At 66.6% G+C, this 24,630-nt stretch carries 21 protein-coding genes; 9 read left to right on the top strand and 12 right to left on the bottom strand.

Translation table 11 applies throughout. From position 1 onward, the window contains the following. Window positions 1–29: 29 nt before the first annotated feature. Both ydiK and QTH91_RS02065 read right to left on the bottom strand, forming a co-directional pair. Window positions 30–1,097, bottom strand: a complete 1,068-nt coding sequence (gene ydiK / locus QTH91_RS02070) for an AI-2E family transporter YdiK (RefSeq protein ID WP_286658376.1) — start codon at window positions 1,095–1,097, stop codon at window positions 30–32. 121 nt (window positions 1,098–1,218) lie between these two features. Continuing rightward, window positions 1,219–6,045, bottom strand: a complete 4,827-nt coding sequence (locus QTH91_RS02065; RefSeq protein WP_286658375.1) for an NAD-glutamate dehydrogenase — start codon at window positions 6,043–6,045, stop codon at window positions 1,219–1,221. Between the two features lie 196 nt (window positions 6,046–6,241). Here QTH91_RS02065 and nikR point away from each other — a divergent pair, with 196 nt between their 5' ends. Then, the gene (gene nikR, locus QTH91_RS02060; RefSeq protein WP_286658374.1) at window positions 6,242–6,748 is read left to right on the top strand and encodes a nickel-responsive transcriptional regulator NikR; all 507 of its coding nucleotides are present in this window, start codon (window positions 6,242–6,244) and stop codon (window positions 6,746–6,748) included. A 134-nt stretch (window positions 6,749–6,882) separates the two neighbouring features. Further along, window positions 6,883–8,946, top strand: a complete 2,064-nt coding sequence (locus tag QTH91_RS02055; RefSeq protein ID WP_286659585.1) for a TonB-dependent receptor — start codon at window positions 6,883–6,885, stop codon at window positions 8,944–8,946. 13 nt (window positions 8,947–8,959) lie between these two features. On the opposite strand, the gene QTH91_RS02050 is transcribed toward QTH91_RS02055, so the two are convergent. Next, a complete protein-coding gene (locus QTH91_RS02050; protein ID WP_286658373.1) occupies window positions 8,960–10,546 on the bottom strand; it encodes a CYTH and CHAD domain-containing protein in 1,587 nt (528 codons plus the stop codon). Window positions 10,547–10,694: 148 nt separating this feature from the next. Between QTH91_RS02050 and QTH91_RS02045 the strand changes: the two genes are divergently transcribed. Beyond that, window positions 10,695–11,045, top strand: a complete 351-nt coding sequence (locus QTH91_RS02045) for a putative quinol monooxygenase (RefSeq protein WP_286658372.1) — start codon at window positions 10,695–10,697, stop codon at window positions 11,043–11,045. A gap of 1 nt (window position 11,046) precedes the next feature. On the opposite strand, the gene QTH91_RS02040 is transcribed toward QTH91_RS02045, so the two are convergent. After that, the gene (locus tag QTH91_RS02040; RefSeq protein ID WP_286658371.1) at window positions 11,047–11,838 is read right to left on the bottom strand and encodes a hypothetical protein; all 792 of its coding nucleotides are present in this window, start codon (window positions 11,836–11,838) and stop codon (window positions 11,047–11,049) included. Between the two features lie 134 nt (window positions 11,839–11,972). Then, window positions 11,973–12,686, bottom strand: a complete 714-nt coding sequence (locus QTH91_RS02035) for an autoinducer binding domain-containing protein (protein ID WP_286658370.1) — start codon at window positions 12,684–12,686, stop codon at window positions 11,973–11,975. A gap of 292 nt (window positions 12,687–12,978) precedes the next feature. On the opposite strand from QTH91_RS02035, the gene QTH91_RS02030 reads away from it, so the two are divergent. Both QTH91_RS02030 and QTH91_RS02025 read left to right on the top strand, forming a co-directional pair. Continuing rightward, entirely contained in the window at window positions 12,979–13,404 is a 426-nt protein-coding gene (locus QTH91_RS02030) for a DUF4902 domain-containing protein (RefSeq protein ID WP_368389452.1), read from the top strand. A gap of 30 nt (window positions 13,405–13,434) precedes the next feature. Beyond that, window positions 13,435–14,058 carry an acyl-homoserine-lactone synthase gene (locus QTH91_RS02025; protein ID WP_286658368.1) on the top strand — a complete coding sequence of 208 codons (624 nt, stop codon included), beginning with the start codon at window positions 13,435–13,437 and terminating at the stop codon, window positions 14,056–14,058. 24 nt (window positions 14,059–14,082) lie between these two features. Here QTH91_RS02025 and QTH91_RS02020 read toward each other — a convergent pair whose 3' ends face one another. Further along, on the bottom strand, window positions 14,083–14,421 hold the full coding sequence (locus QTH91_RS02020) for a hypothetical protein (protein ID WP_286658367.1): 339 nt from the start codon (window positions 14,419–14,421) through the stop codon (window positions 14,083–14,085). Window positions 14,422–14,551: 130 nt separating this feature from the next. On the opposite strand from QTH91_RS02020, the gene QTH91_RS02015 reads away from it, so the two are divergent. Beyond that, window positions 14,552–15,994 carry an 8-oxoguanine deaminase gene (locus QTH91_RS02015; protein ID WP_286658366.1) on the top strand — a complete coding sequence of 481 codons (1,443 nt, stop codon included), beginning with the start codon at window positions 14,552–14,554 and terminating at the stop codon, window positions 15,992–15,994. Between the two features lie 57 nt (window positions 15,995–16,051). Here QTH91_RS02015 and QTH91_RS02010 read toward each other — a convergent pair whose 3' ends face one another. Then, on the bottom strand, window positions 16,052–17,113 hold the full coding sequence (locus QTH91_RS02010) for a formylglycine-generating enzyme family protein (RefSeq protein ID WP_286658365.1): 1,062 nt from the start codon (window positions 17,111–17,113) through the stop codon (window positions 16,052–16,054). Here QTH91_RS02010 and QTH91_RS02005 point away from each other — a divergent pair. After that, window positions 17,108–18,322, top strand: a complete 1,215-nt coding sequence (locus QTH91_RS02005) for an amidohydrolase (protein ID WP_286658364.1) — start codon at window positions 17,108–17,110, stop codon at window positions 18,320–18,322. The genes QTH91_RS02010 and QTH91_RS02005 overlap by 6 nt on opposite strands. A gap of 114 nt (window positions 18,323–18,436) precedes the next feature. Here the strand turns inward: QTH91_RS02005 and QTH91_RS02000 are convergent, their stop codons facing one another. Both QTH91_RS02000 and QTH91_RS01995 read right to left on the bottom strand, forming a co-directional pair. Beyond that, the gene (locus QTH91_RS02000) at window positions 18,437–19,009 is read right to left on the bottom strand and encodes a BPSL1445 family SYLF domain-containing lipoprotein (RefSeq protein ID WP_286658363.1); all 573 of its coding nucleotides are present in this window, start codon (window positions 19,007–19,009) and stop codon (window positions 18,437–18,439) included. A gap of 202 nt (window positions 19,010–19,211) precedes the next feature. Beyond that, a complete protein-coding gene (locus QTH91_RS01995; protein ID WP_286658362.1) occupies window positions 19,212–19,733 on the bottom strand; it encodes a MarR family winged helix-turn-helix transcriptional regulator in 522 nt (173 codons plus the stop codon). 79 nt (window positions 19,734–19,812) lie between these two features. On the opposite strand from QTH91_RS01995, the gene QTH91_RS01990 reads away from it, so the two are divergent. Then, complete coding sequence (locus QTH91_RS01990; RefSeq protein WP_286658361.1) at window positions 19,813–20,526, top strand: siderophore-interacting protein; 714 nt, start codon at window positions 19,813–19,815, stop codon at window positions 20,524–20,526. Between the two features lie 4 nt (window positions 20,527–20,530). On the opposite strand, the gene QTH91_RS01985 is transcribed toward QTH91_RS01990, so the two are convergent. Beyond that, window positions 20,531–22,087, bottom strand: a complete 1,557-nt coding sequence (locus QTH91_RS01985) for a protein adenylyltransferase SelO (protein ID WP_286658360.1) — start codon at window positions 22,085–22,087, stop codon at window positions 20,531–20,533. Between the two features lie 78 nt (window positions 22,088–22,165). Further along, window positions 22,166–22,858: a hypothetical protein gene (locus QTH91_RS01980; protein WP_286658359.1), complete on the bottom strand. Its 693-nt coding sequence runs from the start codon at window positions 22,856–22,858 to the stop codon at window positions 22,166–22,168. Between the two features lie 265 nt (window positions 22,859–23,123). Here QTH91_RS01980 and QTH91_RS01975 point away from each other — a divergent pair, with 265 nt between their 5' ends. Next, the gene (locus tag QTH91_RS01975; RefSeq protein WP_286658358.1) at window positions 23,124–23,444 is read left to right on the top strand and encodes a hypothetical protein; all 321 of its coding nucleotides are present in this window, start codon (window positions 23,124–23,126) and stop codon (window positions 23,442–23,444) included. Window positions 23,445–23,460: 16 nt separating this feature from the next. On the opposite strand, the gene QTH91_RS01970 is transcribed toward QTH91_RS01975, so the two are convergent. Then, window positions 23,461–24,555: an RNA methyltransferase gene (locus QTH91_RS01970; RefSeq protein ID WP_286658357.1), complete on the bottom strand. Its 1,095-nt coding sequence runs from the start codon at window positions 24,553–24,555 to the stop codon at window positions 23,461–23,463. Window positions 24,556–24,630 lie beyond the last annotated feature (75 nt).

The following is a 24,630-nucleotide window of genomic DNA, read 5'->3' as shown; positions in this document are numbered from 1 at the left end:
GCTCGAAAAAGCCCCCGACGCGGCAGCGGTCAGAGCGCAGGCATGTCGGCCTCGCCGTCATGCAGCCATGCGTGGATCAGCGTGTACGAGACGGCCAGCAGCACCGGTCCGACGAAGACGCCCACGAGGCCGAACGCAAACAAGCCACCGATCACGCCGGCGAAGATCAGGAGCAGAGGCAGATCGGCACCCCGCTTGATGAGCCAGGGACGCAGGAAGTTGTCCATGGTGCCGACGATCAGCGTCCACACGGCCATGAAGACTCCCCAGCCGGTGTCGCCATTCCAGAACACCCAGATCGTGGCCGGCAGAAGCACCAGCGTGGGCCCGAGCTGGATGATGCACAGCATGAACATGACGGCCGTGAGCAGCGCCGCGAGCGGCACACCGGCCACGGCCAGCCCGATCCCGCCGATCACGGCCTGCACCAGCGCCGTCACGCCCACACCCAGGGCAACGCCGCGGATGGCCTTGCCGGCCAGCACGACCGCCTCCTGGCCGCGCGTGCCGGCCACGCGCCAGCCGAAGAGCTGGACCACGCGCGCGGCGGCTTCGCCGCTGGCGTACATCACGCCAGCGATCACCACCGTCAGCAGGATCTGCACAGTGAGCGCGCCCACCACCCCCGCCTGCGACAGCACCCATGTCGTGACCTGCGACAGATAAGGCGTGACGCGGTGCTGAAGGCCCGCCATGCCCGAGGCCACGAGCTCGTCCCACATGCTGCCGAGCTTCGCGCCCACCAGGGGCAGGTTGCGCAGCCAGTCGGGCAGATGCGGCGGGCCCTGATCGATCAGCGAGCGCACCCAGCGGTAGGCCACATCGGCATGCTCGGCCACGGTGGAGATGGCCATGGTGAGCGGCAGCGCAAACAGCAGCAGCAGGATCAGCACCATCGCCACCACCGCCAGCGCGCGGCTGCCCCAGAGCCTGGCCTGGAACCACAAGAGCGCCGGCCAGCTGGCCACCACCACCATGGCCGCCCAGATCGTCGCGCCAAGAAACGGCCGCAGGATCCACAGCGAGGAGCCGATCATCAACGCGATGCACAGCACGCTGAAGGTGATCTTGGCCAGGTCGGTACGGGGTTCTGTCATGGTGTTATGCGCTCCTCTTGCGGCAGCATCGTAGCCCAGCGCACAACGCAATTGGCCCCTTGCGATGAGGAGGAAGCGCGCGGGCGGCACAAGGCCGCCGCGCGCCAGCCAACCGCCTGGCTCAAGCCAGCGCGCGAAGCTCTCGCAGGGCGACCGAGAGCATCGCCGCGTCCGGTGTCGGAACGGCTCGCAGTTCCGTCATCAGCCGCTCGGCGCGCTCCAGCGGACGCGCATTGGCATCGAGCCACGCCTGCACCTTCGCGTCTGCCTCGACCGGCCCCTCGGCGGCGAGCACGGCGCCCGTGATGCTGCGTTCCAGCGCTGCCAGGTCGTCCTGCATGGCCCCGCGCGCGAGGATTTGCCAGTGCGCATCGCCCGGCAACGCGCCGATGCGATCGCGCAGCCATGCCGTTCCCAGGCGGTTGCCCAGGACGAAGAACACCTCCGCCACGGTCTCGACAGGGCTGCGCGCGCTGCCGGCCAACTCGGCAATGTCGAGCGTGGCGTTGAGCGAATCGAACGTGGCCACGCGCTCGGCCAGTTGGCGCGGCACACCCGCATCGGTGTACTGCGCCACCGCGGCCTCGTCACGGGCGCGCTCGCCCGCATCGAGCAATTGCGGCAGCCGGGCGGCCAGTGCCTCCACGTTGGGCTTGAAGTGCGCGATGACATCGGCGATGGGTTCGGCCAGGCGGCGCGAGCGCAGGAACCACTTGGTGGCACGCTCGAGCTGGCGGCTGCAATCGATCAGCAGGCGCGATTGCACGGCGTCTTCCACCTGGTTGTCGAGCTGGTCGACCGCCTCCCACAGGCCCACCATGCCGAAGATCTCGCGCGCCATCAGGTAGGCGCGCACCACTTCGTGCGCACGTGCGCCGGTCGTCTCGGACAGCCGGTGCACGAAGGTGCTGCCCACGCGGTTGAGCGCGCTGTTCGTCACGTGGGTGGCGATGATCTCGCGCTTGAGCGGGTGCCGCTGCATGTAGGCGGCAAAGCGCTCGCGCAGCAGCGTCGGGAAGTAGCGCGTCAGCGCGGTGGCCACCCAGGGGTCGTCGGGCAGCGGCGACTCGAGCAGTTCGTCGTACAGCCAGATCTTGCTGTAGGCCAGCAGCACGGCGCGCTCGGGCGTGGCCAGGCCCTGGCCCGCTGCGCGGCGCTCGGCCAGTTGCTCGTCGGAAGGCAGGAACTCGATCGCACGATTGAGCCGCCCCGCCTTTTCCAGGAACTGCATGAAGCGTGTCTGCGCGTCCAGCAACTGGGCGCCGAGGCGGCCGGTGACGGACAGCACCTGCGTCTGGTAGATGTTGTCCCGCAGCACGAGGTGCGCCACCTCGTCGGTCATCTCCGGCAGGATCGCGTTGCGCTGCTTCTCGGTCAGCTCTCCCTCCGCAATGGGCAGCCCCAGCAGGATCTTGATGTTGACCTCGTGATCGGACGTATCGACGCCGGCCGAGTTGTCGATGGCGTCGGTGTTGATGCGTCCGCCCGCGCGCGCGAACTCGATCCGGCCGAGCTGCGTGCAGCCCAGGTTGCCGCCTTCGGCGAACACCTGGCAGCGCAGCTCCCGGCCGTTGACGCGCAGCGCATCGTTGGCGCGATCGCCCACCTGCGCATGGCTTTCTTCCGTGGCTTTCACGTAGGTGCCGATGCCGCCGTTGTAGATCAGTTGCACCGGCGCCTTGAGGATGGCATTGACCAGCGCCGTGGGCGTCATGTGATCCACCGCGGCGTCGATGCCCAGCGCCTCCTTCACCTCGGCGGTGAGCGCGATGGACTTCGCACTGCGTGCATGCACGCCGCCGCCCTTGGAAATGAGCGACGCGTCGTAGTCGGCCCAGGAGGAACGCGGCAGCGCGAACATCCGCTCGCGCTCGGCAAAGCTGGTCGCCGCGTCGGGCGAAGGATCGAGAAAGATGTGCCGATGGTCGAAGGCCGCCACCAGGCGGATGTGGCGCGACAGCAGCATGCCGTTGCCGAACACATCGCCCGACATGTCGCCCACGCCGGCCACCGTGAAGTCCTGGCTCTGCGTGTCGATGCCCAGTTCGCGAAAGTGCCGCTTGACCGATTCCCACGCGCCCCGCGCCGTGATGCCCATCGCCTTGTGGTCGTAGCCGACCGAACCGCCAGACGCAAAGGCGTCGCCGAGCCAGAAGCCGTACTCGGCGCTGATGCCGTTGGCATAGTCGCTGAACGTGGCCGTGCCCTTGTCGGCCGCCACCACCAGGTAGGGATCGTCCTCGTCGTGGCGGCGCACGTCCGGCGGCGGCACGATGGCGCCACCCACGCGGTTGTCGGTGATGTCCAGCAGGCCGCGCAGGTAGTCCTGGTAGCAGGCGACGCCTTCTTTCATGAAGGCTTCGCGATCGGCCGGCGACGGCGCGCGCTTGAGCACGAAGCCGCCCTTGGAGCCCACCGGCACGATGACCGTGTTCTTGACCATCTGCGCCTTCACCAGGCCGAGCACCTCGGTCCGGAAGTCTTCCGGCCGGTCGGACCAGCGCAGCCCGCCGCGAGCCACCCGGCCGCCGCGCAGGTGCACGCCCTCGAAGCGGGTCGAGTAAACGAAGATCTCGAACATGGGCTTTGGCTCGGGCAGCTCGGGAACGCTGCGCGAATCGAATTTGAACGAAAGGAACGGCCTGCGCTTTCCGTCGGCGTCGCGCCGCCAGAAGTTGGTGCGCTTGGTGGCCAGGATCAGCGCGAGGTAGTGGCGCAGCACCCGGTCTTCCGACAGGTTGGCCACCTGCTCCAGCGAAGTTTCGATGGCGCTCACCTGCGCCATATGCGCGGATGGATCGGCGCCCTTTCCGCTGGCGACGCTCGGGTCGAAGCGCATCTCGAACAAGGCCACCAGCTGCTGCGCGATCGCCGCATTGGCCACGAGCGTCGATTCGATGAAGGCCTGCGACAGCGCAAAGCCGGTCTGGCGCATGTACTTGGCGTAGGCCCGCAGCACCACGATGCGATGCACCGGAATTCGGGCGGCCAGCACCAGGCGGTTGAAGTCGTCGTTTTCGACGCTTCCGTCGAAGACTGCGGCGAAGGCTTCCTCGAACACCGGGCGCAAGGCGTCGACGTCGAGCTCTCCGTCGCCCAGCGCGCTTTGCAGCCCGAAGTCGTGCACCCAGATCGGCGCTTCGCCCGGTGCGGCAATGCGGTGCGGGTGCTCGTCCAGCACCTTCATGCCCAGGTGCTCCATCATGGGCAGGCTGGTCGTCAGCACCAGAGGCGCGCCGCGCACGAGCAGCTTGAAGCGCAGATGACCGGGCGCCGCCTCCAGGGGGCGATACAGCGTCATGCGCAGCGACTGGCCTTCGCGCAATTCGTCCATCAGCGCGATGTCGCGCACCGCGGCGCGGGCGCTGAACTCATCGCGATAGCCCGGCGGAAACGCAGCGCCGAAGCGGCGCAGCAATGCGTTGCCGCGGGCCTCGCCCACCGACTCGATCAGCGCCGCCTTGAGGTCGTCCACCCAGCGCCGGGCGGCGGCCACGAGCTGCTGCTCGACCTCCCGCACATCGTAGGGCGGGATCTGGCCGGGCCGGGTCCGCACGGTGATGTGGATGCGCGCCAGCATCGATTCGGAGAAGTTGACGTCGAAGTCCGCGCCCACGCCATTGAAGGCCTGCTGCAGGATCACCTGCCACTTCTGGCGAAGCTCGGTGTTGTAGTTCTCGCGCGGCGCATAGATCAGGCACGAGATGAAGCGCTCATAAGGGTCGCGCCGCACGAAGAGGCGGAAGCGCTGGCGGTCTTCCAGGTGCAGGATGCCCATGGCCGTGGCCAGCAGTTCGTCTGGCCCCGTCTGGAACAGCTCGTCGCGCGGATAGGTCTGCAGGATGTGCTCCAGCGCCTTGCCCGAATGGCTGCCCGGCGCCTGGCCGGCACGCGCCAGCACATCGGCCACCTTCTTGCGCAAGAGCGGAATCTCGGCGGGGCTCGCGTTGTAGGCCGTGGACGTGAACAGGCCCAGGAAGCGATGTTCGCCGCACACGTTGCCCGCGGCGTCGAAGCGCTTGACCCCGATGTAGTCGAGGTAGCCGGGCCGATGCACGGTCGAGCGCGAGGTGGACTGCGTGATGATGAGCAGGTGCGGCAGCCGCGCCTGTGCCCTCACCTCGCGCGGCAGTGCCGCGAAGCTGGTGCCGGCGTCGTTGCTGGCAGTGCGCAGGATGCCGAGCGCCGAGCCAGGCACCACGCGCAGCCCGTCCTCGCCCTCCGGCGTCTGGACCAGGTCGTGGCTGCGATAGCCCAGAAAGGTGAAGTGCCCGTCGGCCAGCCAGCGCATGAAGGCCAGGTCCTCGGCCAGCTCGTCGGCCGGCACCGGCGGTGCCTTGGCTTCGACCTCGGCCAGGACCTCCTGGACGCGCGCCTGCATGGCCTGCCAGTCTTCGACCGCCGCGCGCACGTCGCCCAGCACGCGCCGCAGGTCGGCCTCGAGTTCATGCAGCTGGGCAGGATCGGCGACGCGGTCGACCTCGACATGGATGAAGGATTCGCGGCTCGTGCCTGCGCCGTCGAGCGCCACGAACTGGCCAGCGTCGTCGCGCCGCACAGGCAGAAGCGGGTGGATGATCAGGTGCAGCGTCAGGCCATGCCGGTTGACCTCCATCGTCACCGAATCGACCAGGAATGGCATGTCGTCGTTGACGATTTCGATGATGGTGTGCGTGGACTGCCAGCCGTGCTCGGCCACGCTCGGATTGAAAGCGCGCAGCTTGACGTGCCCCGGTTCGCGCTGCCGCGCGAAGCCCCAATGCGAGAGCGCCGCGCCATACAGATCGGCCGGCTCGCGATCTTCCAGGTCCTCGGGGTCGACGTTGCCGAAGTACTGGCGCGCAAAAGCCTCGAGTTGCTGCGCGGCCTGCGGATCGCCGATCTTGGCTTGGATGAGCGCCGCGACTTCATCGATGCGCGCGCTGGCGCCGGCCTTGTCCTTTTGCATTTTCAAGTTGCCTCCTGATGTTTTGAGTATTGAATCTACGTCGGGTTCGTGTCAGTTCGCCGAATTCCTTCGGCGCAAGCGCGAGCCCGGGCCGCCACTGTGAAAGGCATTGGCTCGAAAGGCAAGCTGCAGTGCCGCAGCCCGGGCACGCCTATGATCGCTCTCGCCTTCGCCACTTGCCATTCCCACTCCGGCCATGCAACGCTTCACCATTTCGCTGGATGACAATCTGGCCCACCAGTTCGACGAGTTCATCGCCGCGCGCGGCTATGTCAATCGCTCCGAGGCGGTTCGAGACCTCATCCGCTCCAGGCTGGGCGACGAATCCATCGCCGGCACGCAGGGGCCGCAGGCGGCAGGACGAAAGACAGGCGCTTCCTGGTGCGTCGCCAGCGTCAGCTACGTGTTCGACCACCATGAGCAGACCGTCACCAGCCGCCTCCTGGACCTTCAGCACGACCACCACGACCTGGTGGTGAGCAGCCTGCACACCCACCTGGACCACCACCACTGCATGGAGTCGGTGGTGCTGCGCGGCCCCACCGCGGCGGTGCGCGCCTGCGCCGACGCCGTGGTCGCGCTGCGCGGCGTGCGCCACGGCCAGGTGAACCTCATCCCGCTGGATGCCGACGGACAGGGGCCGCACCGGCACGACGAAAGCGGCGGCGTCGGGCGCCACGTGCACTTCAAGCCCATCAACTGAACATTCCTGGCACGCGGCCGGCGGCCTCGAAGGGGCCGATTGGCGTATAGCCTTTTGGCGCCAACGTAAGAATAATTTAAATAATGTCTTACATCACGCCTTTGCACCCTCGGCCCGTGCGCGCCATGCATCTGATGCTCGCCACCGCCGTCAGCAGCTCCGTGGCCATGGCGCAGAGCCCGACCGCCAGCCAATTGCCGGAAATCGAAGTGATCGGCCCGCGCGATGCCGCCATCGGCAGCGCCGACAGCGCCAGCGAAGGAGCGCTCGAGCGCGACGCTTTCCAGTCCCGGCCCAAGCTGCGGCCGGGCGACATCGTCGAAGCCGTGCCCGGCGTCGTCGCCACGCAGCACTCTGGCGACGGCAAGGCCAACCAGTATTTCTTGCGCGGCTTCAACCTCGACCACGGCACCGATTTCTCGGTGTCCGTCGACGGCATGCCCGTCAACATGCCCACGCACGGCCACGGCCAGGGCTATGCCGACCTGAACTTCCTCATTCCGGAGCTGGTCTCCGGCGTGCGCTACCGCAAGGGCCCGTATTTCGCCGAAAGCGGCGACTTCTCTCTGGCGGGCAGCGCATCGATGGACTACTTGAGCGTGCTGCCTGCGCCATTCGCACAGTTGGACCTGGGCCAGAACGGCTACAAGCGCATGCTTGCTGCCGGCTCGCGCGTCGTGAACGACCAGGTCTGGATGGCTGCCGTCGAACTCATGGGCAACGACGGCCCCTGGCAGGTGCCAGAGGACCTGCGCAAGGCCAACGCAGTGCTGCGCTTTTCCCAAGGCTCGAAGGCGCGCGGCTTCGCCGTCACCGGCATGGCCTACAAGAGCGACTGGACCGCGACCGACCAGATCCCGCAGCGCGCGGTCAGCAGCGGCGAACTCGATCGCTTCGGCTCGCTCAACCCCACCGATGGCGGCAGCAGTCGGCGCCTGAGCCTGTCCGCGCGTTGGCACGACGACAACGGCCCCGCAGGCCGCACCAACGTCAGCGCCTATGCCATCGACTATCGCTTTGACCTGTTCTCCGACTTCACCTATTTCCTGAACAACCCGATCGATGGCGACCAGTTCGAACAGACCGATCGCCGCCGGGTGTTCGGCGCCCAGGCCTCGCACAGCTTCGCAAACCGCCTGGGCGGCCTGGCCGGTGAGCTGAGCTTCGGCGCGCAGTGGCGCGGAGACCGGATCGGCGAAGTCGGCCTCTACGACACGGTGGCACGGACGCGCACCAACACCGTTCGCAGCGACAAGGTCTCGCAGGATCTGGTGTCGGTGTACGGCCAGCAACTTGTCGGCCTGAGCGATCGCTGGCGCGCCTACGTCGGGCTTCGGGGCGATGCGCTTGCCTACGATGTTCGCGGCCGCGAGCCCAATTACGGAGCCGCCAACAGCGGCAGCGGCGACGACGCCATGGTCAGCCCCAAGGCCGGCCTCATCTTCGCGCCGGCAGCGGCGCACGAGCTCTATTTCAACGTGGGCCGGGGCTTTCACAGCAATGACGTGCGCGGCGCCACCATCCAGACCGATCCCGCCACCGGCGAGCCGGCCGAGCGTGTCCCGGCACTGGTCAAGGGGCTGGGCAGCGAACTCGGCTGGCGATTCCAGCCCAGCGAGCGGCTCAGCCTGACGGCAGCCCTATGGCAGCTGAAGCTGGACTCGGAACTGGTCTATGTCGGCGATGCCGGCACCACCGAGCCCGGCCGCGCCAGCAGTCGGCGCGGCGTCGAAGCCACCCTGCGCTGGCAGCTCGATGGTGCATGGCGACTGGAAGCGGACGCGGCGCTGTCGCGCGCCCGATTCACAGGAACGCCGCCCGACGGCGAGGGGAACTACATCGACAACGCGCCCGAACGAGTTTTCTCGGCTGGTGTTGCGTACGAGAACGGCCCATGGAGCGGCTCGCTGCGATTGCGCTACCTCGGCTCACGTGCGCTGACGACGACCGACAGCGTTCGCTCGAGTTCGAGCACCGTGCTGAACCTGGGTGCCCGGTATGCCGTCACACCGCAACTCACGCTGGGGCTGGACGTGTTCAACCTCACCGACAGCGCAGACAACGACATCGAGTACTTCTATGCGTCCTGCACCTCCGGCGAGGTGGCCAGTGGCGCATGCGGCGGCGGCATCGACGACCGCCACATCCATCCGATGGAACCGCGCACGCTGCGGGTGAGCGCGCGCTGGACCTTCTGAAGACAGTGCTGCCTCAGCCTTTCCAGAAGCGCTTGGCCTGCGACAGGCGGGCCAGCGCATCGCAGCAGGCGCGCGCCTGCACGGGCATCTGCGCATCGAGCCAGCCCACGACGTACCAGGCATGCGGCTCGGCGTCGACGGCCTTGCGGTACAGCGCATGGGCCACCTGCTGGTCGTTGTACGCCCCCAGCTCATCCTGCGCGGGCAGCAGACGCTTCAGATAGCGTGCCAGCTTCTTCGAAGGGAACAGTGGCGCCGCGAACTCGCTGAGATAGCGCAGGCGTTTCGCCCGCTTGCGCACACGATGCTGGGCCTCGACCGGCAGCGATTCGAATCGGCGACCGTCGCGCACCACCTGCCGGTGCAGCTTGTTCAGGCGCTTTCGCACCACGGCGCGAACGGCGTCCAGATCGGCGGCCTGGCCAGGCGCCTCGACATCCGCGGCCCGACTCTCAACACCCGCGCAAAAGCCCAGCATGTCGACCAACGCAGCCTGAAACGCTGGATCGCGAGCAACCTCCGCGGCGGTCTTGGCCGGATCACCCCTCGACGCCACCGCGTTCTGCGCCACTTCGTGATCGAGGTCGACCGGCGGCGCCCCAGCGGCTTCGAGCCTTGGCTGAAGGGCCTTCTTTGCAAGGGCTTGGTCCCGCTGCGCGCCCAGGCACCTGAATGCCTCGACCAGCGGCGGCTCCCATCGAGTCGAGTCGAAGGCGCCGGGTGCCAGCACTTCGAGTTCCCGCAGCGCGGTTCGCGTGCGGCGAATGGCCACCCGAAGCTGATGGATGACGTCTTCGGCCTCGTTGCCACCGGCGACTTCGCTGGCATTGGGCAACAGATGATCAAGGCAGATGGTCAGCACGGCGCGCTGCAGCGCCGGTCCGTCCAACGTTGCTTGCTCACCGCCTCGGAGGTCCCTCGGCGGGCGCATCGGCGCGGCCTTGGTCGCCACGTCCAGCGGCAGTCCACGTTGCACCGCGCAGACGCGTTCTCCCCGCTCCGCCTTGCTTTGAGTGCTCAGCCACAGACCATGCCGCTCGCGCCATCGCGAGGCAGCGGCGACGAGCCCGGATACGGGGCCCTTCACCAGTTCCAGTTCCAGCTCGCACACGCTGGACGCCTGGCGCCGGCCGAGGGGGCCCTCCGGCGCGTAGACCTCGCCGGTGTCCAGCGCCAGTTCGACCGTTGCGCCGCCCACACGGGTGAGCCGCGCGATGCGCCAGATGTCGGTGCAGAAGGTTTCGATCAAAGCCTGCCCGGATTCGGCCAGCACGGCATCGAGCCGGTCGCCGGCTGGCGTCCCACGGTGCCTCGCCGCGTCCACCGCCGGGGCGCTGCTGGCGGGCGACATGCCCAGGTCCACGTTGTGTTCCAACCGCACCATCGGCCCGCCGTCGCCGATGGCCTTGAGCGTCTGCACCCAGCGCCGGCCCTCCTTGCGCAGCCGCAGCGCAATGCGGTTCCTGGCCAGGGCGCCGTCCGGGGTGTCGAAGTAGCGGGCGACCAGATGCGTGCGGATGGCGCTGGCAGTGCGCACTTCCTTTTCGAGTGCGGCAAGCCGCCCGGGCGGGACGTCGAACTTGAGCTCGATTTCGTTCATGGATGGGCAGGATCCGCGGCGGGATCGCGGGCTGCCCTCAATAGTGCCAACTTCGGCGCACAAAGCCATCCGGGTTCGTGTGCGGGCCGGCGCGAGTGCGGGTTAACATGGCATCGGCAGTGCCCGACACGCTGCCCATGCCCTACGGATGAGCCCCATACTTCGTACCTGGACTTTCTGGATTCACAGCGAGCTTCGTGAAGAATGCAGGCTTCACCTCGAGGCAACCAAGCTTCCGGAACTTCGCGCCCAGCCGGGCAACACGCGCGCAGCTGCCGTCTTCAGGGATCTGGACGATGGCACGACCGAGGTGGTCGTGATGTCTGTCTGGGACGACATGGCCAGTATCAAGGCGTTCACCGGCCAGGAGCCGTTGGCCCCCACCATCGATCCGAACGATCGTCCCAAGCTGTTCGACCACGAGCCCCAAGTCCGCCACTACCTCATGCATTCACCGGACAGCGTGCCGGCAGAATTGCTCCGAGGGCTCGGGCTTTAGCCTAAAGCGCGCCGCACAGGGCTACGGCGTAGGCCGCATCGCCGCGGCTATCGTCGAAGCCATTCTTGGAAGGAAGGCGCAGGTCAACCGCAGATCCGCCAGGCAAAGCGCTGCGATCGACCGTGTTGGCAAACCGACGCACTACACCCTTCATCCCCTTGAGCGCGGCGTCCATCGATTGCTGGGCGCTGCGCCGGCGCACCACAACCTCCCGGATGCGGGTGCGATCGTGCCGAACCCACAGTTGGTGATCGCCTTCGACCACGCACAGCGTGCCGTCCTCGCCCTTCAGGACGTTCTGAAATCGCTTCCACACGGCGGCCACCGACGGCTTGATCGCACCCAGTTCGCAACCGCATTCGCTGGCGAATTCGGCAAGTTCGCAGTGGAGTTCCGAGGAAATGCACGACACCAGCTGGCCACCGTCCGGAGAGGGGTCCGCGAAGGAAAAGGAAACGGTGCTCGAATCGGTCTTGTAGAGCTCTTCGTAGCGGGCGCGGGTGTAGGCGTCCCGGCTGGCCGGGTCGACCCAGGCCGGCGACCATGGCAGGACGAAGTACTGCGCTTCGGTCGGGCCGACGATCCAAACCAGGGAAGCCTTGGTCGGTGCGTCCTGGATCCAGTCACGCAGCGACGACATCGCCGTGGCGCGCTCGCCGGGGAAGAACTGGAAGCTCGCTTTTCGGGAAACCTTCGAGCGGCCCCAACTGCGCTGCACTTCGCATGCGATCAACGCCCCGGGTGCCAGATGCACGCGAATTTCGGCACCGCTCAGAAGTTCCTGTATTCCCATGTGCCCATTGGACCCGAGGCCGGCACTTTAGACAGCTCACAAAGTTGATAGGTCCGCAACACGGAAAGGCAAGGCAAGCTTCGGGCCTGGCCCTTTGCCGAGCGCAAGAAAAGCGCCTCGAACGGCCACGAACCTCAGTTGAGCAGCCCGGAAAGCAGGGCCCGCACCACTGCCGCCGTCTTGTTGGCGGCCTTCAATTTGTGAACGACGTTCTTGATGTGAAAGTTCACCGTCGGCACCGAGATCGACAGGATGTCGCCGATGTCCGCAGCGGTCTTGCCGTCGGCGGTCCATTTGAGCACCTCGATTTCGCGCGGCGTCAGCGGCGATTCGAGTTCCACGGCGTAGCGCGGCTTCATCAGGCGCGACAGCGCCATGTGCGCTGCCTGGACCAGCCAGCGCATGTCGCTTTCGATGCTGGCCAGCTCAACGGCGGTCAACGGCTGCGACGAGCGCGACAGCGTGAGCATTCCGCCCACGCCGAAGCCGTCCAGGCTCGATTGCGCCCAGCCGACGCGAAGGCCGTGATCACGGGCCTCGTCCCAAAGGTTGCGGGCGGATTCGAAAACGCCATCCGTCCAGACCAGGGGCTCCTGGCTCAGCCGGCCATGGCGCACGCTCGGGTCGACCTCCAGGTAGCCGGCGGCCTGATAGCGCGCCTGCCAGTCGACGGGGTAGTTGTTCAGCGTGATGACCTTCGGCGCCGACACCGGCACGACCAGCCGCAACCCATAGGCGCAATGCTCGAAGCCAAGCCGACGCGCCTCGGCCAGCAAGGCGTCGAAGACGACGTCTTCCGTCGGCGCGCGATCGAGGGCTCTGAGCAGGTTTTCAGACGATGGCTGCATGGCGGACAGGCTCGGCGCCAGTCTCCGCTACGTCGTGCCGATTCGGCCGGCACGGGCACAGGGAAGGAAGGTCGCCCGAGCAGTTCACGATTCAGGGTCAAACATCAATTTACTGGGATTGTGTTACCTGACTGACAGAAAGATATCAATGCGTCTTCCTCAACGTTGATGGGCCTACGACGAAGTTCATCCCAATTGAGCAATTCGACACGTTTGACAACTTTGAGAGCAGCCTACGACCGAGTCCGGCGATTCCAATCCACCTCTGCGCACAACTTTGTGTAAACAATCAATGCACGAAAGTCACCCGATGAATGTAGTTCAATCCGACGGTTACTTGAGGATGCACGCCCGAGAATTGGGGCGCATTCCACTCACCCACCTCATTTCAAGCCTCGACGACGAGCCTGCCGCCGCCAATGATCGTTGCGAAGGCGCAACGGTGCTGTGTGGATATACAGAGTGGGTGAGCCCCGCAGCGCCCATGCTCAGCATCGGGTGGGACTGGGCTTGGCGCGGTCTGCCCGGCAGAAGTGGCGTCGTACGGCTCGGATTGCCGAGAACCAACATCCTCTTGGTTTCCGAGACCAGTGTGCCCTTACCCTGGGACGACAGTCTGGAGGCCCTGGCGCAATACATCGACGGCATCGACTGGCAGGAAGTGGCGCTGGGCGCCGCCTTCGGCACCCAGCCTCCCGCGGCGACCTACAAGAACTGATAGTTTCCGCGGCACCGGCGGAGGGCTGAAATGTCCCGATACAACACGGGACCCAATGCCATGGAAGTACTTGCCGGACGACCACACGAACTCTCTGCCCAACTTCTTGAAAGCGTCGAGCGCTACCGCTACAAGGTGTTCGTCGAAATGCTCGGCTGGGAGCTGGATACGCCTCCCGGCCTGGAGCGTGACCAGTTCGACCACGCGGGCACGCTGTATCTGGCGGCGCGCGATGAGCAGCAGGAAGTCATCGGCACGGCGCGCCTCTTGCCGACGACGAGCAACTACCTGCTCGGGGACGTGTTTCCCCAGTTGATGGGCGGCGCCACACCGCCGAACGACCCCGAAGTCTGGGAGCTCTCGCGCTTCGCGGCCGTGGACTTCACCGCACCCAACGGCGGCGCGATGGGCCAGTTCTCGTCGCCGGTGGCCGTGGGGCTGCTGGAAAAGTCGATCGAGCTGGCGGCTGCCAATGGCGCCAAGCGTTTGATCACCGTCTCGCCCCTGGGCATCGAGCGCCTGCTTCGACGCGAGGGCTTCCGGGCGCACCGCGCAGCGCCTCCACTGATCATCGACGGCCACCCCATCTTTGCTTGCTGGATCGACGTCGCTCCCCGCAGCGTGCCTGAGCCGCGCCGTCAGGTGGCGCATTGATCGGCCTGTAGGCCCTCGGGCGCCCTACAGCCCCATCCACTGGGAGATGCGCTCGGCCAGCACTTTGGCCCGCGTCGGCTCCTTGCGCGCGCGCTGAGCGGCGACCCATTCGAGCGCCAATGCCACGCGTTCGGCGGCTTCGTCGCCGCGCTGGGCCAATGCGCGCCACTGGGCACTGATTTCGCGCAACTCCGAACTGGTGAGGCGCTGCAGCGGCGGGCCGTCGGGAATGGCCTGCTCTTCCGCGACGCGCCCACGCGGCCGGACGAACGAAGCCCGTTTGGCAGGGCTGCGTTCCTGGCCTTGACCTTGAACCTGCCCGGCCTGTTGCCCGGCGGAAGGGGTGAGCGCTGAGATCTGCATGAATCCTATTTTCTTACCTAGGATCTGCACACGTAACCGCCAAGACGATGTACGCCTAAAGCCATGCCCGGCCGGGCCGGATGCCTGCCATGTCGGTAGCATCGGTGCTTGACTCAAGCTCCAGCACGCCATGACCTCAGCCAGCGCCTCCCCCACTCCACCGACTGACGCACAGAAGTTGCTCATTCTGCGACACGCCGAAGTGCTGGTCACGATGGACGAGCAACGCCGCGAGATCCCGGACGGCGCCGTCGTCGTGCAGGGGCCGGCGGTCGCCTGGGCGGGCGCCACCGCCGACCTGCCCGTCACGTATCTCGATGCGCTGAAGGCAGGGCGCGCCGAGGTCATCGACCTGCACGGCCATGTGCTGATGCCAGGCCTTGTCAACACGCACCACCACATGTACCAAAGCCTGACGCGGGTGGTGCCCGAGGCGCAGGATGCGGAGCTGTTCGGCTGGCTGACCAACCTGTACCTGCTGTGGGCGCGGCTGACGCCGGAGATGATCCGCGTGTCCACTCAGACGGCCATGGCCGAGTTGATGCTGTCGGGCTGCACCACCACCAGCGATCACCTCTACCTGTTCCCCAACGGCAGCCGCCTCGACGATTCGATCGAGGCCGCCAGCGCCATGGGCATGCGCTTCCACGCTGCGCGCGGAAGCATGAGCGTGGGGCGCAGCAGCGGCGGCCTGCCGCCTGACGAGGTGGTCGAAAGCGAGGCCGACATCCTCGCCGACAGCGAGCGCCTGATCGCGCGCTGGCACAACCCGGGTCGATTCGCCATGCAGCGCGTGGTGCTGGCGCCCTGCTCGCCCTTCTCGGTGTCGCGCGACCTCATGCGCGAGTCGGCCGTGCTTGCGCGCGACAAGGGCGTGTCGCTGCACACGCACCTGGCCGAGAATGACAACGACATCGCCTATTCGCGCGAGAAGTTCGCGATGACACCTGCCGAGTATGCGCAGGACCTGGGTTGGGTGGGGCACGACGTGTGGCACGCGCACTGCGTGAAGCTGGACGATGCGGGCATCGCGCTCTTCGGGCGCACCGGAACGGGGGTGGCTCATTGCCCCTGCAGCAACATGCGACTGGCGTCGGGCATTGCCCCGATCGGCGCCATGCGGCGCGCTGGCGTGCCGGTGGGACTGGGCGTCGACGGCAGCGCCAGCAACGACGGTGCGCACATGCTGGGCGAAGCTCGCCAGGCAATGTTGCTCGCTCGTGTGGGCCACGGCCCGGCGGCCATGACTGCGCGCGAGGCGCTGGAGATCGCCACGATCGGCGGCGCCAAGGTCTTGGGCCGCGACGACATCGGCGCTCTGGCGCCAGGGATGGCGGCCGACATGGCGGCCTTCGATCTGCGCGGTGTGAGCCATGCCGGTGCCTGGCACGACCCGGTGGCGGCGCTGGTGTTTTGCCAGCCGGGCCAGGCAGCCCTGTCGGTCATCAACGGCCAGGTGCGCGTGCGCGGCGGCGAACTGGTGGACGTGGCGTTGCCGCCTCTGCTGCAGCGACATCGCGACCTGGCACGCACGCTGTACGACGCGGTGCGCCATCCGCACACGGCCGGATAGGCGGCTCCATCCGGCACCCGCCCGCGCGCTCGGCTCAGGCGCGGCCCGGATCGGCGGTCATTGCGATGCGGCAGGCGCCACGTCGCGCCGCACGCACCGGAAGCCGATGTGCGTGGTCGAGGTGTCCACCGGATGGGCGTGACGTGCCGCCGGGCGGTAGCGGCGGCAGTAGTTGGGCGCGCACAGGTGCGACCCACCCTTGAGCACCTTGCGCGGGATCAGGATGTCCGGCATGTTGGGGTCGTAGCTGGCCTTCTCCTGCCCGCCGCGCGGATTGAGCGGAATGCAGCAGGGTTTGGCGGCATCGGCCTCGTGGCGCGCCGTCCACCAGTCGTCCGTCCACTCCCACACATTGCCGATCATGTCGACCAGGCCGTAGGCGTTGGGCGGGTAGCTGCCGACGGGCGAGGTGCGATCCCAGCCGTCGGGCTTCTGATTCTTGTTGGGGAACTCGCCGTGCCAGGTGTTCGCCATGCGGCGCCCCTGCGGAATGAGTTGCTCGCCCCAGGCGAACTCCCAGTCGTCCTGCATGCCGCCACGCGCGGCGAACTCCCATTCGGCTTCGGTCGGCAGCTCCTTGCCCACCCAGCGGGCATAGGCCAGCGCGTCAGCATGCGACACATGCACCACCGGATGGTGATCCTTGCCCTCGATGCTGCTGCCCGGCCCGTAGGGACGGCGCCAGTCTGCGTCGCGGATGAACTGCCACCACTGCGAAACGTCGCGCCAGTCCGTCACGCGAAAGCGCGGCGGCACGAACACCATCGAGCTGGGCACGAGCATCTCGGGCAAGGCATTCGGATAGTCCTTGGCGTCGGGCGCCACTTCGGCCGTGGTGACATGGCCGGTGGCCTCGACAAAGGCAGCGAACTGCGCGTTCGTGACCAAGGTGCGATCCATGCGAAACGCGTCCACCTTCACGCGATGGGATGGCTTCTCTTCCGGGTAGTGATGATCGGAACCCATGCGGAACGTGCCGCCGGGAATGACGACCATGTCATCGTCGAGCACGGGGGAATCGGAAAGGTCTTTCAGGGTCGGCTCCTGGCGCTGTGTCAGGGCGATGGTGCCACGAACGCATTGCGCCTTGAAAGCAGTATGGACAATGCGCGGATGCACACCACATTGATCCAGGGTGGCCGCGTATGGCGCGGCATCGGCGATTCGACCACGCACACGCAGGACCTTCTTCTGGAGGCGGGCTGCATCCGGGCCATCGGCTCGCGCTTGCCGGTGCCGCCGGGCACGCAGGTGATGGACGCCACGGGGCTTCTGCTCCTGCCCGCCTTCGTCGACGGCCACGGTCATCTCGACAAGACGCTGTGGGGCAAGCCCTGGCAGCCTCACAGCGCCGGCCCGACCGTGGCCGAGCGCATCGCCAATGAACGAAAGCTTCTGGCCGGCATGGACCATGCGCCGCAGGCACAGAGCGAACGCTTGCTTCGTCATCTGGTCACACGCGGCACGACCGCCGTGCGCAGCCACGTGGACATCGGCCCCGAAGTCGGGCTGTCGCACCTGCACGGCGTGCTGGAAACGCGCGAGCGGTGCCGGGGCATCGCCGATCTGCAACTCGTCGCCTTTCCGCAAGGCGGCGTCGATCCACGAACGAATACGCTGGACCTGCTGGACAACGCCGTGCGCGACGGCGCCGAAGCCATCGGCGGCGTCGACCCAGCCACCATCGACGGCCATCCCACCGCGCAACTCGACGGCGTTTTCGAGATTGCCGGCCGTCGCGGATGCGGCGTGGATCTGCATCTGCATGAACTCGGACCGGTCGGCCTGGCGGCCGTCGAAGCCATCATCGACCGCACCTTGGCGCTGGGACTGGCTGGACGGGTGATCATCAGCCATGCCTTCTGCCTGGGCGAGCTTGAACCCGCGCGCCTCGATCCGCTGATGGAGCGGCTGGTCAAGGCCGGCGTCGCGATCATGTCGCACGGACCTGGCGGCAACACACCCAAGCCGCCAGTGCGGCGGCTGGCGGAACATGGCGTGCGCGTGTTCTGCGGCTCCGATGGCGTGCGCGACGCCTGGTCACCATTGAACAGCGGGGACATGCTCGAACGCGCGTTTCTCGTGGCCTACGTCAACGGATTGCGCGACGACGCCGGGCTTGAACTGACATTGCAGATGGCCACCTCGCGCGCTGCCGACGTGCTCGCTCTGGACGCAGGAAAACTGGAACCCGGCGCGCCCGCACACATCGTCGCCGTCGAAGCCGAGACCGCCGCCGAAGCCGTGGCCGCGCATCCGCCGCGCCGCTGGGTGATGCGCGCCGGCCGCGTGATTGCACGCGACGGCAAGCTCGTTGACGGCGTCTGAGCAGGCGGCGCGCAAAACAACAAAGCCGGACTTGCGGCGGTCGCGAGTCCGGCTTCAAAGGTCTGGCCCAACTGCAGCCCGCGAGGCGGGCCACAGGGGCACAAGCCCTGAGGATTACAGGTCGAGCTTCGTGACCTTGGTTCCGTCGATGCTCACATTGGCCATCAGGCCAGCGTTGCTGAGCACGTAGCCCACGACCGGCGCACGGGCGGTCTGCGAATCGATACCGACGTTGGCGCCGGTCTTGAGCAGCGTGACATTGGCATCGGCGCCAGCCGTCCATCCCTTGCTGTTCCTGAACTTGTCCAGGGCTTCTTGCGTCATGAAGAGCACATAGACGGCCTTGGAATCCGCGCCGGCGAGCAGGCCCACCGATGCGGCAGCCGTGCTGTAGTAGCCGTTGGTGGCCGTGCCGACCCGCAGCGCGCCCTCGCCGTAGGAGCCACCGATGCCCAGACCTGCCGACAGGACCGACGGGAACACCAGGACACCCTTGGCCTTGCCCACCATTTCGCGCGAGCCCGGGACCTGCGAATACAGCTTGGACATGGCCGCATCGACGGAGCTGTTGATGCTCTGGCGCTTGGTGGCCGGATCGGCGTCCTTGCCCGCGCTCGTGGTCGTGGTGCATGCGGTCAAGGCGAGCAGCGAGGCTGCGCCAAGGGCAATGAATGTTCTCTTATACATCTGGCTTCTCCTGCGATGAACGTTATGTAGACAGCCGCGTGCGTATGCCGCCGTTATTGGCAGCACGCCCCTCCCGCCCACCTTCGGATGACGGACTTGGCCGGTGCGGCAGGCCGTTTATCGTTCAATCCGGACACAACCGCAAGGGAGCAAACCGAGGACGCGGTGCGCTCCTACGTAAGGACAAGTATCTTGGCCGGGATCAGCTTTCGCGGGCCCGGTCGAGGTTCTCCTGCACCCGGGTCAGCAGCGCCAGCAACTGCTGCTTCTCTTCCTCGCCCAAGCCGTCGGCCGCCACTTGCGCGAGCTTGCGACGCCGGCGCTGCAGCTTCTCGTGCAGCGCCTTGCCTTCGTCGGTCAGCGCAAGCCGCAGGTTGCGCCGGTCGCTGGCGTCGGCCTGCGCTTGCAACAGCCCGCGTTCGCGCAACCCGCCCACCAGGCGCGCCAGCTGACCCTTGTCGCGGCCGGAATGCGTGGCCAGATCACTTTGGGTAGCGCCAGGGTTTCGCGCAAAGAAGCCAAGCACCTTGGCGTCCATGGGAGTGGGCGATCCGGGCAGGTCCTCGACCACACGGTGCTGGAAGGCGCGCACGCGATGCATCACGGCATGAATGGCCTCCAGCACATCATCGGCAGGTCCACGGCCTTTTTGGTTGACATTGTCAAATGTATGTCGCATGATAGATGACATTATCAACCATACATCAGTTTTCCGATCATCCATGTCAAGCAACCCATCCGCAGATCTCGCCGCCGACGCAGCGGCCCTCACCTCACCGTCCGACTCAAGACCCGCCCGACGCGTGCAACGCGTTCGGCACGAATTGCGTCGCCGCGACGTCCGTCTGCTGCGCAAGCAGGCGGTCGGAGACAGCTTTCTGTCCCTGACCTTCACGGGCGATTCGCTGGCGGACTTCGTATCCGACTCTTTCGATGACCACGTCAAGTTCATGTTCGACGACGGTGGCGAAGACATGGTCCGACGGGACTACACGCCACGGCGCTTCGACCGCTCGACCTGCGAGCTGACCATCGAATTTGCACTGCATGGCCATGGCGCCGCAAGCCAATGGGCGCTGCGCGCCGAACCCGGCGTGCAGGCCGTGATCGGAGGTCCTCGTGGCTCGATGATCATCCCGGCGGACTACCACTGGCACCTGCTCGCCGGCGATGCAAGCGCTCTGCCCGCCATCCACCGTCGGGTGGAAGAGTTGCCGGCCGGCACCCGCGCGATCGTGCTCGTACAGGTGCCTGACGCCAGCGACGTGCGCGAGATGAACAGCGCGGCCGACTGCCACTTTCAATGGGTTCATTCAGACGCCGACTGGCTCTCGGCCCTGGCCGCATTGAAGCTGCCCGCCAGCGAGGGCTTTGCGTGGTGCGCCGGAGAGGCGCGCCTGATGCCGCAGGCCCGCGAGATCGTGCTGCAAGGCCATGGCATCCCGCGCGAGTCCGCCCGCGTGGCAGCCTACTGGAAGCAGGGCGCCAGCGAATTCCACGAGCGCCTGGAAGGCTGACAGCCTACGTGCCGCAGAAAGTCTGGTAGCAGGCCGTGACCGAAGGCGGGGCCGCCTCGGCATAACGAGAGCGGGCGGACACCTCGTCGAAGGGGTGGCGCAGGGCTTCCAGCAGATCGTTGAACGGTTGCAGGTCGTCCTTGTCGCTGGCCGCTGCCAGAGCCTCTTCGACACGCTCGTTGCGGGCGATGATCCACGGGTTGACCCCGCGCATTCGCTCGGCGCGTGCATCGGGGCCGCTTTGGCCCGGCGCACGGCCGACATCGTCCTGCGCGCACCGGTTCCGCCACCGTGCCAGCCAAGGCTGCAACGCTTCGGGGTCGGCGAACAGCGTGGTCAACGCCGCTTCGTCGCCCCGGGCCGCATCGCCCAATCGGCGCCAGCCGAGGGTGAAGTCGACCGCCTGTGCGTGCAGCAGCGCCAGCCAGTCCGCCGCCAGCGCGGCGTCGGTTTCATCATGCTCGGGCGACGCCACAACCGTCAGGCCGAGTTTGGCCCGCTGCCCCTCCAGGTGCGCGGCGGCGAACCACTGCGGGAAGGCATCGATCACCTCCGTGACCTGGGCGACCGCCTCTTTCACGCTGGCCTCGTCTTCGGTGTCGGTGGCCAGAAGCGGCAGCAGGGTTTCGCCAAGCCGTGCCAGGTTCCAGCGCGCGATGAGCGGCTGGTTGCCATAGGCGTAGCGCCCGCCTTGGTCGATGCTGCTGAAAACGGCAGCCGGGTCGTATGCCTCCATGAATGCGCAAGGACCGTAGTCGATGGTCTCGCCAGACAGCGTCATGTTGTCGGTATTCATCACCCCGTGGATGAAGCCCACGTTCATCCATTGCGCGACGAGCGACGCCTGGCGACGGGCCACGGCGCGAAGCATCCCGAGGTAGCGGTCGGGCGTGTCGAGCAGTTGCGGATCATGACGGGCCAAGGTGTAGTCCGCCAATTGGCGCAAACGCTCCCATTCGCCGCGTGCCGCAAAGAACTGGAAGGTCCCCACGCGCAGATGGCTGGCCGCAACGCGGGTGAGCACCGCACCGGGCAGCATGCGCTCGCGCTGAACGGCATCGCCCGTGGCGGCCACTGCCAATGCACGCGTCGTCGGAATGCCCAGCGCATGCATGGCCTCACCGATCAGCACCTCGCGCAGCATGGGACCGACGGCCGCCTTGCCGTCGCCACCGCGCGAGAAAGGCGTGCGCCCGGAGCCCTTGAAGGCGATGTCGCGCCGCTGCCCGTGGCGATCGATCAACTCACCAAGCAGCAAGGCGCGGCCATCTCCCAACTGCGGCGAGAAGCCGCCGAACTGGTGGCCGGCATAGGCTTGCGCGATGGGTTGTGCTCCGGGAGGCAAGGCATTGCCTGCAAAGAGTTGCGCGCCGGCTTCGCCACGCAACGCCGAAACAACCAAACCGAGCTCCGCGGCGAGCGCTTCGTTCAGATAGAGCAGCCGGGGCTGAGGTGCAGCCGCCGGCTTCCAGGGCAGATAGAAGCCCTGTAGATCTCGGGCGTAGCTGTTGTCAAAATCAAAGCCGGCGACGGTGTCGAGCGGTGTGGTGGGCGCATCCATACCGGCAGTGTGCCTGCAATCGAGCGCCCTGTCGGGTGCAGGGAAACCAAGCCGCGAACACCGCCCGCTCGGGTGCGACTACCTGGCCGCGAAGCAGTAGAAGCGCCCCGCCCCACCCGTCTTGATGAGGGCTTCCTGACTGCAGCCGGCGCTCTGGTGCGAGAAGTTCCAAGACTTCGCCCATGCCTCGGGCATCGGCCCTTCTCGATCGTGGTGACCCACCACGGCCGACCCGTCCGCCCCGCTCTTGGTCCATGCCCCGCAGGTCGTATCGGTCTGGGGCGCGAACGCGGTGCCGTCGGCGCGAGAGCCTGTCAGGATGTCATGCTCATTGGGCTTGTCGGCTCGGCCGCGAACCGGATTGCCTCTTTCGTCGAGTGCGGTGGCCTTGCTGATGTTGTTGCCGTTGTGCAGGTGGTCGACGTCGCGTGCAATGAGGTCGCCCTTGGCGTTGTACCAAGGACCGCTGCCAATGCGGTCTCGCGCATTGATGGCCGGAACGCCCGCGGACCCGCCAGACGGGAAGGTGGGCGGCACGCTGAGGTAGGCACGCCAGGTCTTGCCGCCCGCGCCGGCCGCGGTCGCCAGTTTCTGGCACTGCGCGTCGGCGCCCGCCAGACCGCCCAGATCGGCGCCCTTGCCGCTGCCCGCGCTGGTGATGAAAAAGCTCATGGGGCCAGATGCCGGTGTCGAGGCACAGGCCGCCAAAAGGGCCGCTGCGCTTGCGCCGAGGACCAAGGCAATCGTCTTCTTCTTGCTGCTTCTGCTCATCATGCTCCTCATGGTTTGTGGTGGAACGCGGCGCAAATGTCGCACCGACACGCCAGCGTGAACGCAATAGGCCCAGACGTTGTGAGCCTTTAGGTTGGTCTGTGGACCTCGTTGGGCGCTCGACCTTCGGACGTCAGACAGTGCGCGGGATGGCCTACGTGCCGAGGGACCTCTTGCACCGCACAGCAGGCGCCGGCTCCTACGCGGAAGTTGAATCGGCCCGTGGATGCTATGAACTCCTCAAAGCAACTTACGGAGATTTCTCATGCGCAAGCTTCTTTCCATTGCAGTGGCCGGCATGTTCGCAGCTGGCGCGGTGCACGCTCAGACCAATCCGCCCGGCTCGGCCGCACCGCCGCACAGCCCTGGCGTTGCCAATAGCAAGTCGCAGCAAGCGGCGGAGATGCACAAGGACCAGCGTGCCGACAAGCCGGTGAATCAACCGGGTGGCGACATGCCCAAGTCGGCGGAATCCACCGGCATGAAGACGGACAAGGCCACCATGAACGCGGACCAGCGCGTCATGACCCGCGATGCCAAGAACCCGGCAGCCGCTCCGGTGAAACAGGGAAGCACGCCGAAGTAAGCGTGTGCCAGCCGTTCTAAGAGGCGGCCGTGGCGATCGAAATCGCCCGGCCTCTCGCGGCTCGGCGCAGTGGCAGTTCACCGGCCTGCGTGGCCCGTGCTCGCAACTGCCCGCATCCGCCCTCCACATCCTGGCCGGCGGAATTTCTGAGTTTGGTCAAGATGCCGCGGCGATGAAGCTGCGCCGCCATTTGCCTGCAACGCTCCCAAGATGGTCGACCGTAGGGTGTGTCAGCGACAACATTGAACGGGATCAGATTGAGAACGCCGTATTTGCCGGAAAGCAGGCTCACCAAGCCTTCGATCTCATCGTTGCCGTCATTCACGCCATCCAACAGCGTCCATTGATATTGAATGGGGTAGCCCGTGGTTCGCGCATAGCGTTCGGCCGCATCTACGAGCTGCTCAGGCGTCAGCCTCGCAGCTCGGGGCAGCAACTCGGCGCGCAGGTCGATCTTGGTCGTGTGCAGCGAAACCGCCAGCGCTGGACGCACACTTGCCTGCAATAGACGGTCGAAGACTCGCGGATCTCCCACCGTGGAAAACACCAGATTCTTGTGGCCGATGCCGCCTGCAGTGCCGAGCAATTCGATTGCCTCGATCACGTTGTCAAGGTTGTGTGCTGGCTCTCCCATGCCCATGAAAACGATCTTGCGAACCGATCGCCGTGCTCTGGCCAGAGCCACCTGCGCGACGATCTCGGCGCTGCCGACCTGCCGCAGCAAGCCATCGCGACCGGTCATGCAGAAACGACACCCCACCGCGCAGCCAACCTGCGAGGAAACGCAAAGTCCTCCACGGGGCAGCAGCACGCTTTCGACCGTCTGGCCGTCATTCAAGGCAATCAGCAGTCGCTCCGATCCATCTTCCGCCTTTTCGACGGTATGGATGCTCGCCAGTGACGCCAACTGTGCCTCGATGTCTGGCATGGCTGCCAGCAGCGACGCCGGAAAGAATGTCGAAGGAAGGCGCCTTCCGCTCTCGCGCGGCAAAGCGTTGGACCAAAGACGCAGGATGCGATGTTCATGCAGCGGTCCCGCACCTGCCTCGCGCAGGCGTGTTCGGAGTTCGTGGAGCGTGACCGGGGCCGAGGTGGGCGAATCTTGTGCCATTTTTGAAGAAGGCCTGGTGCGGCCGAGAGCGAACGAATTCTCGCCGACAGCCTCTCCCGCGTGCTCAAACCTGGT

It is taken from the genome of Variovorax dokdonensis (assembly GCF_030316895.1).
In the GTDB taxonomy this organism is placed as follows: Bacteria; Pseudomonadota; Gammaproteobacteria; order Burkholderiales; family Burkholderiaceae_C; genus Variovorax; species Variovorax dokdonensis.
The sequence above is the reverse complement of the archived record's forward strand: the minus strand, read 5'-3'. Positions and strand labels throughout refer to the sequence as shown.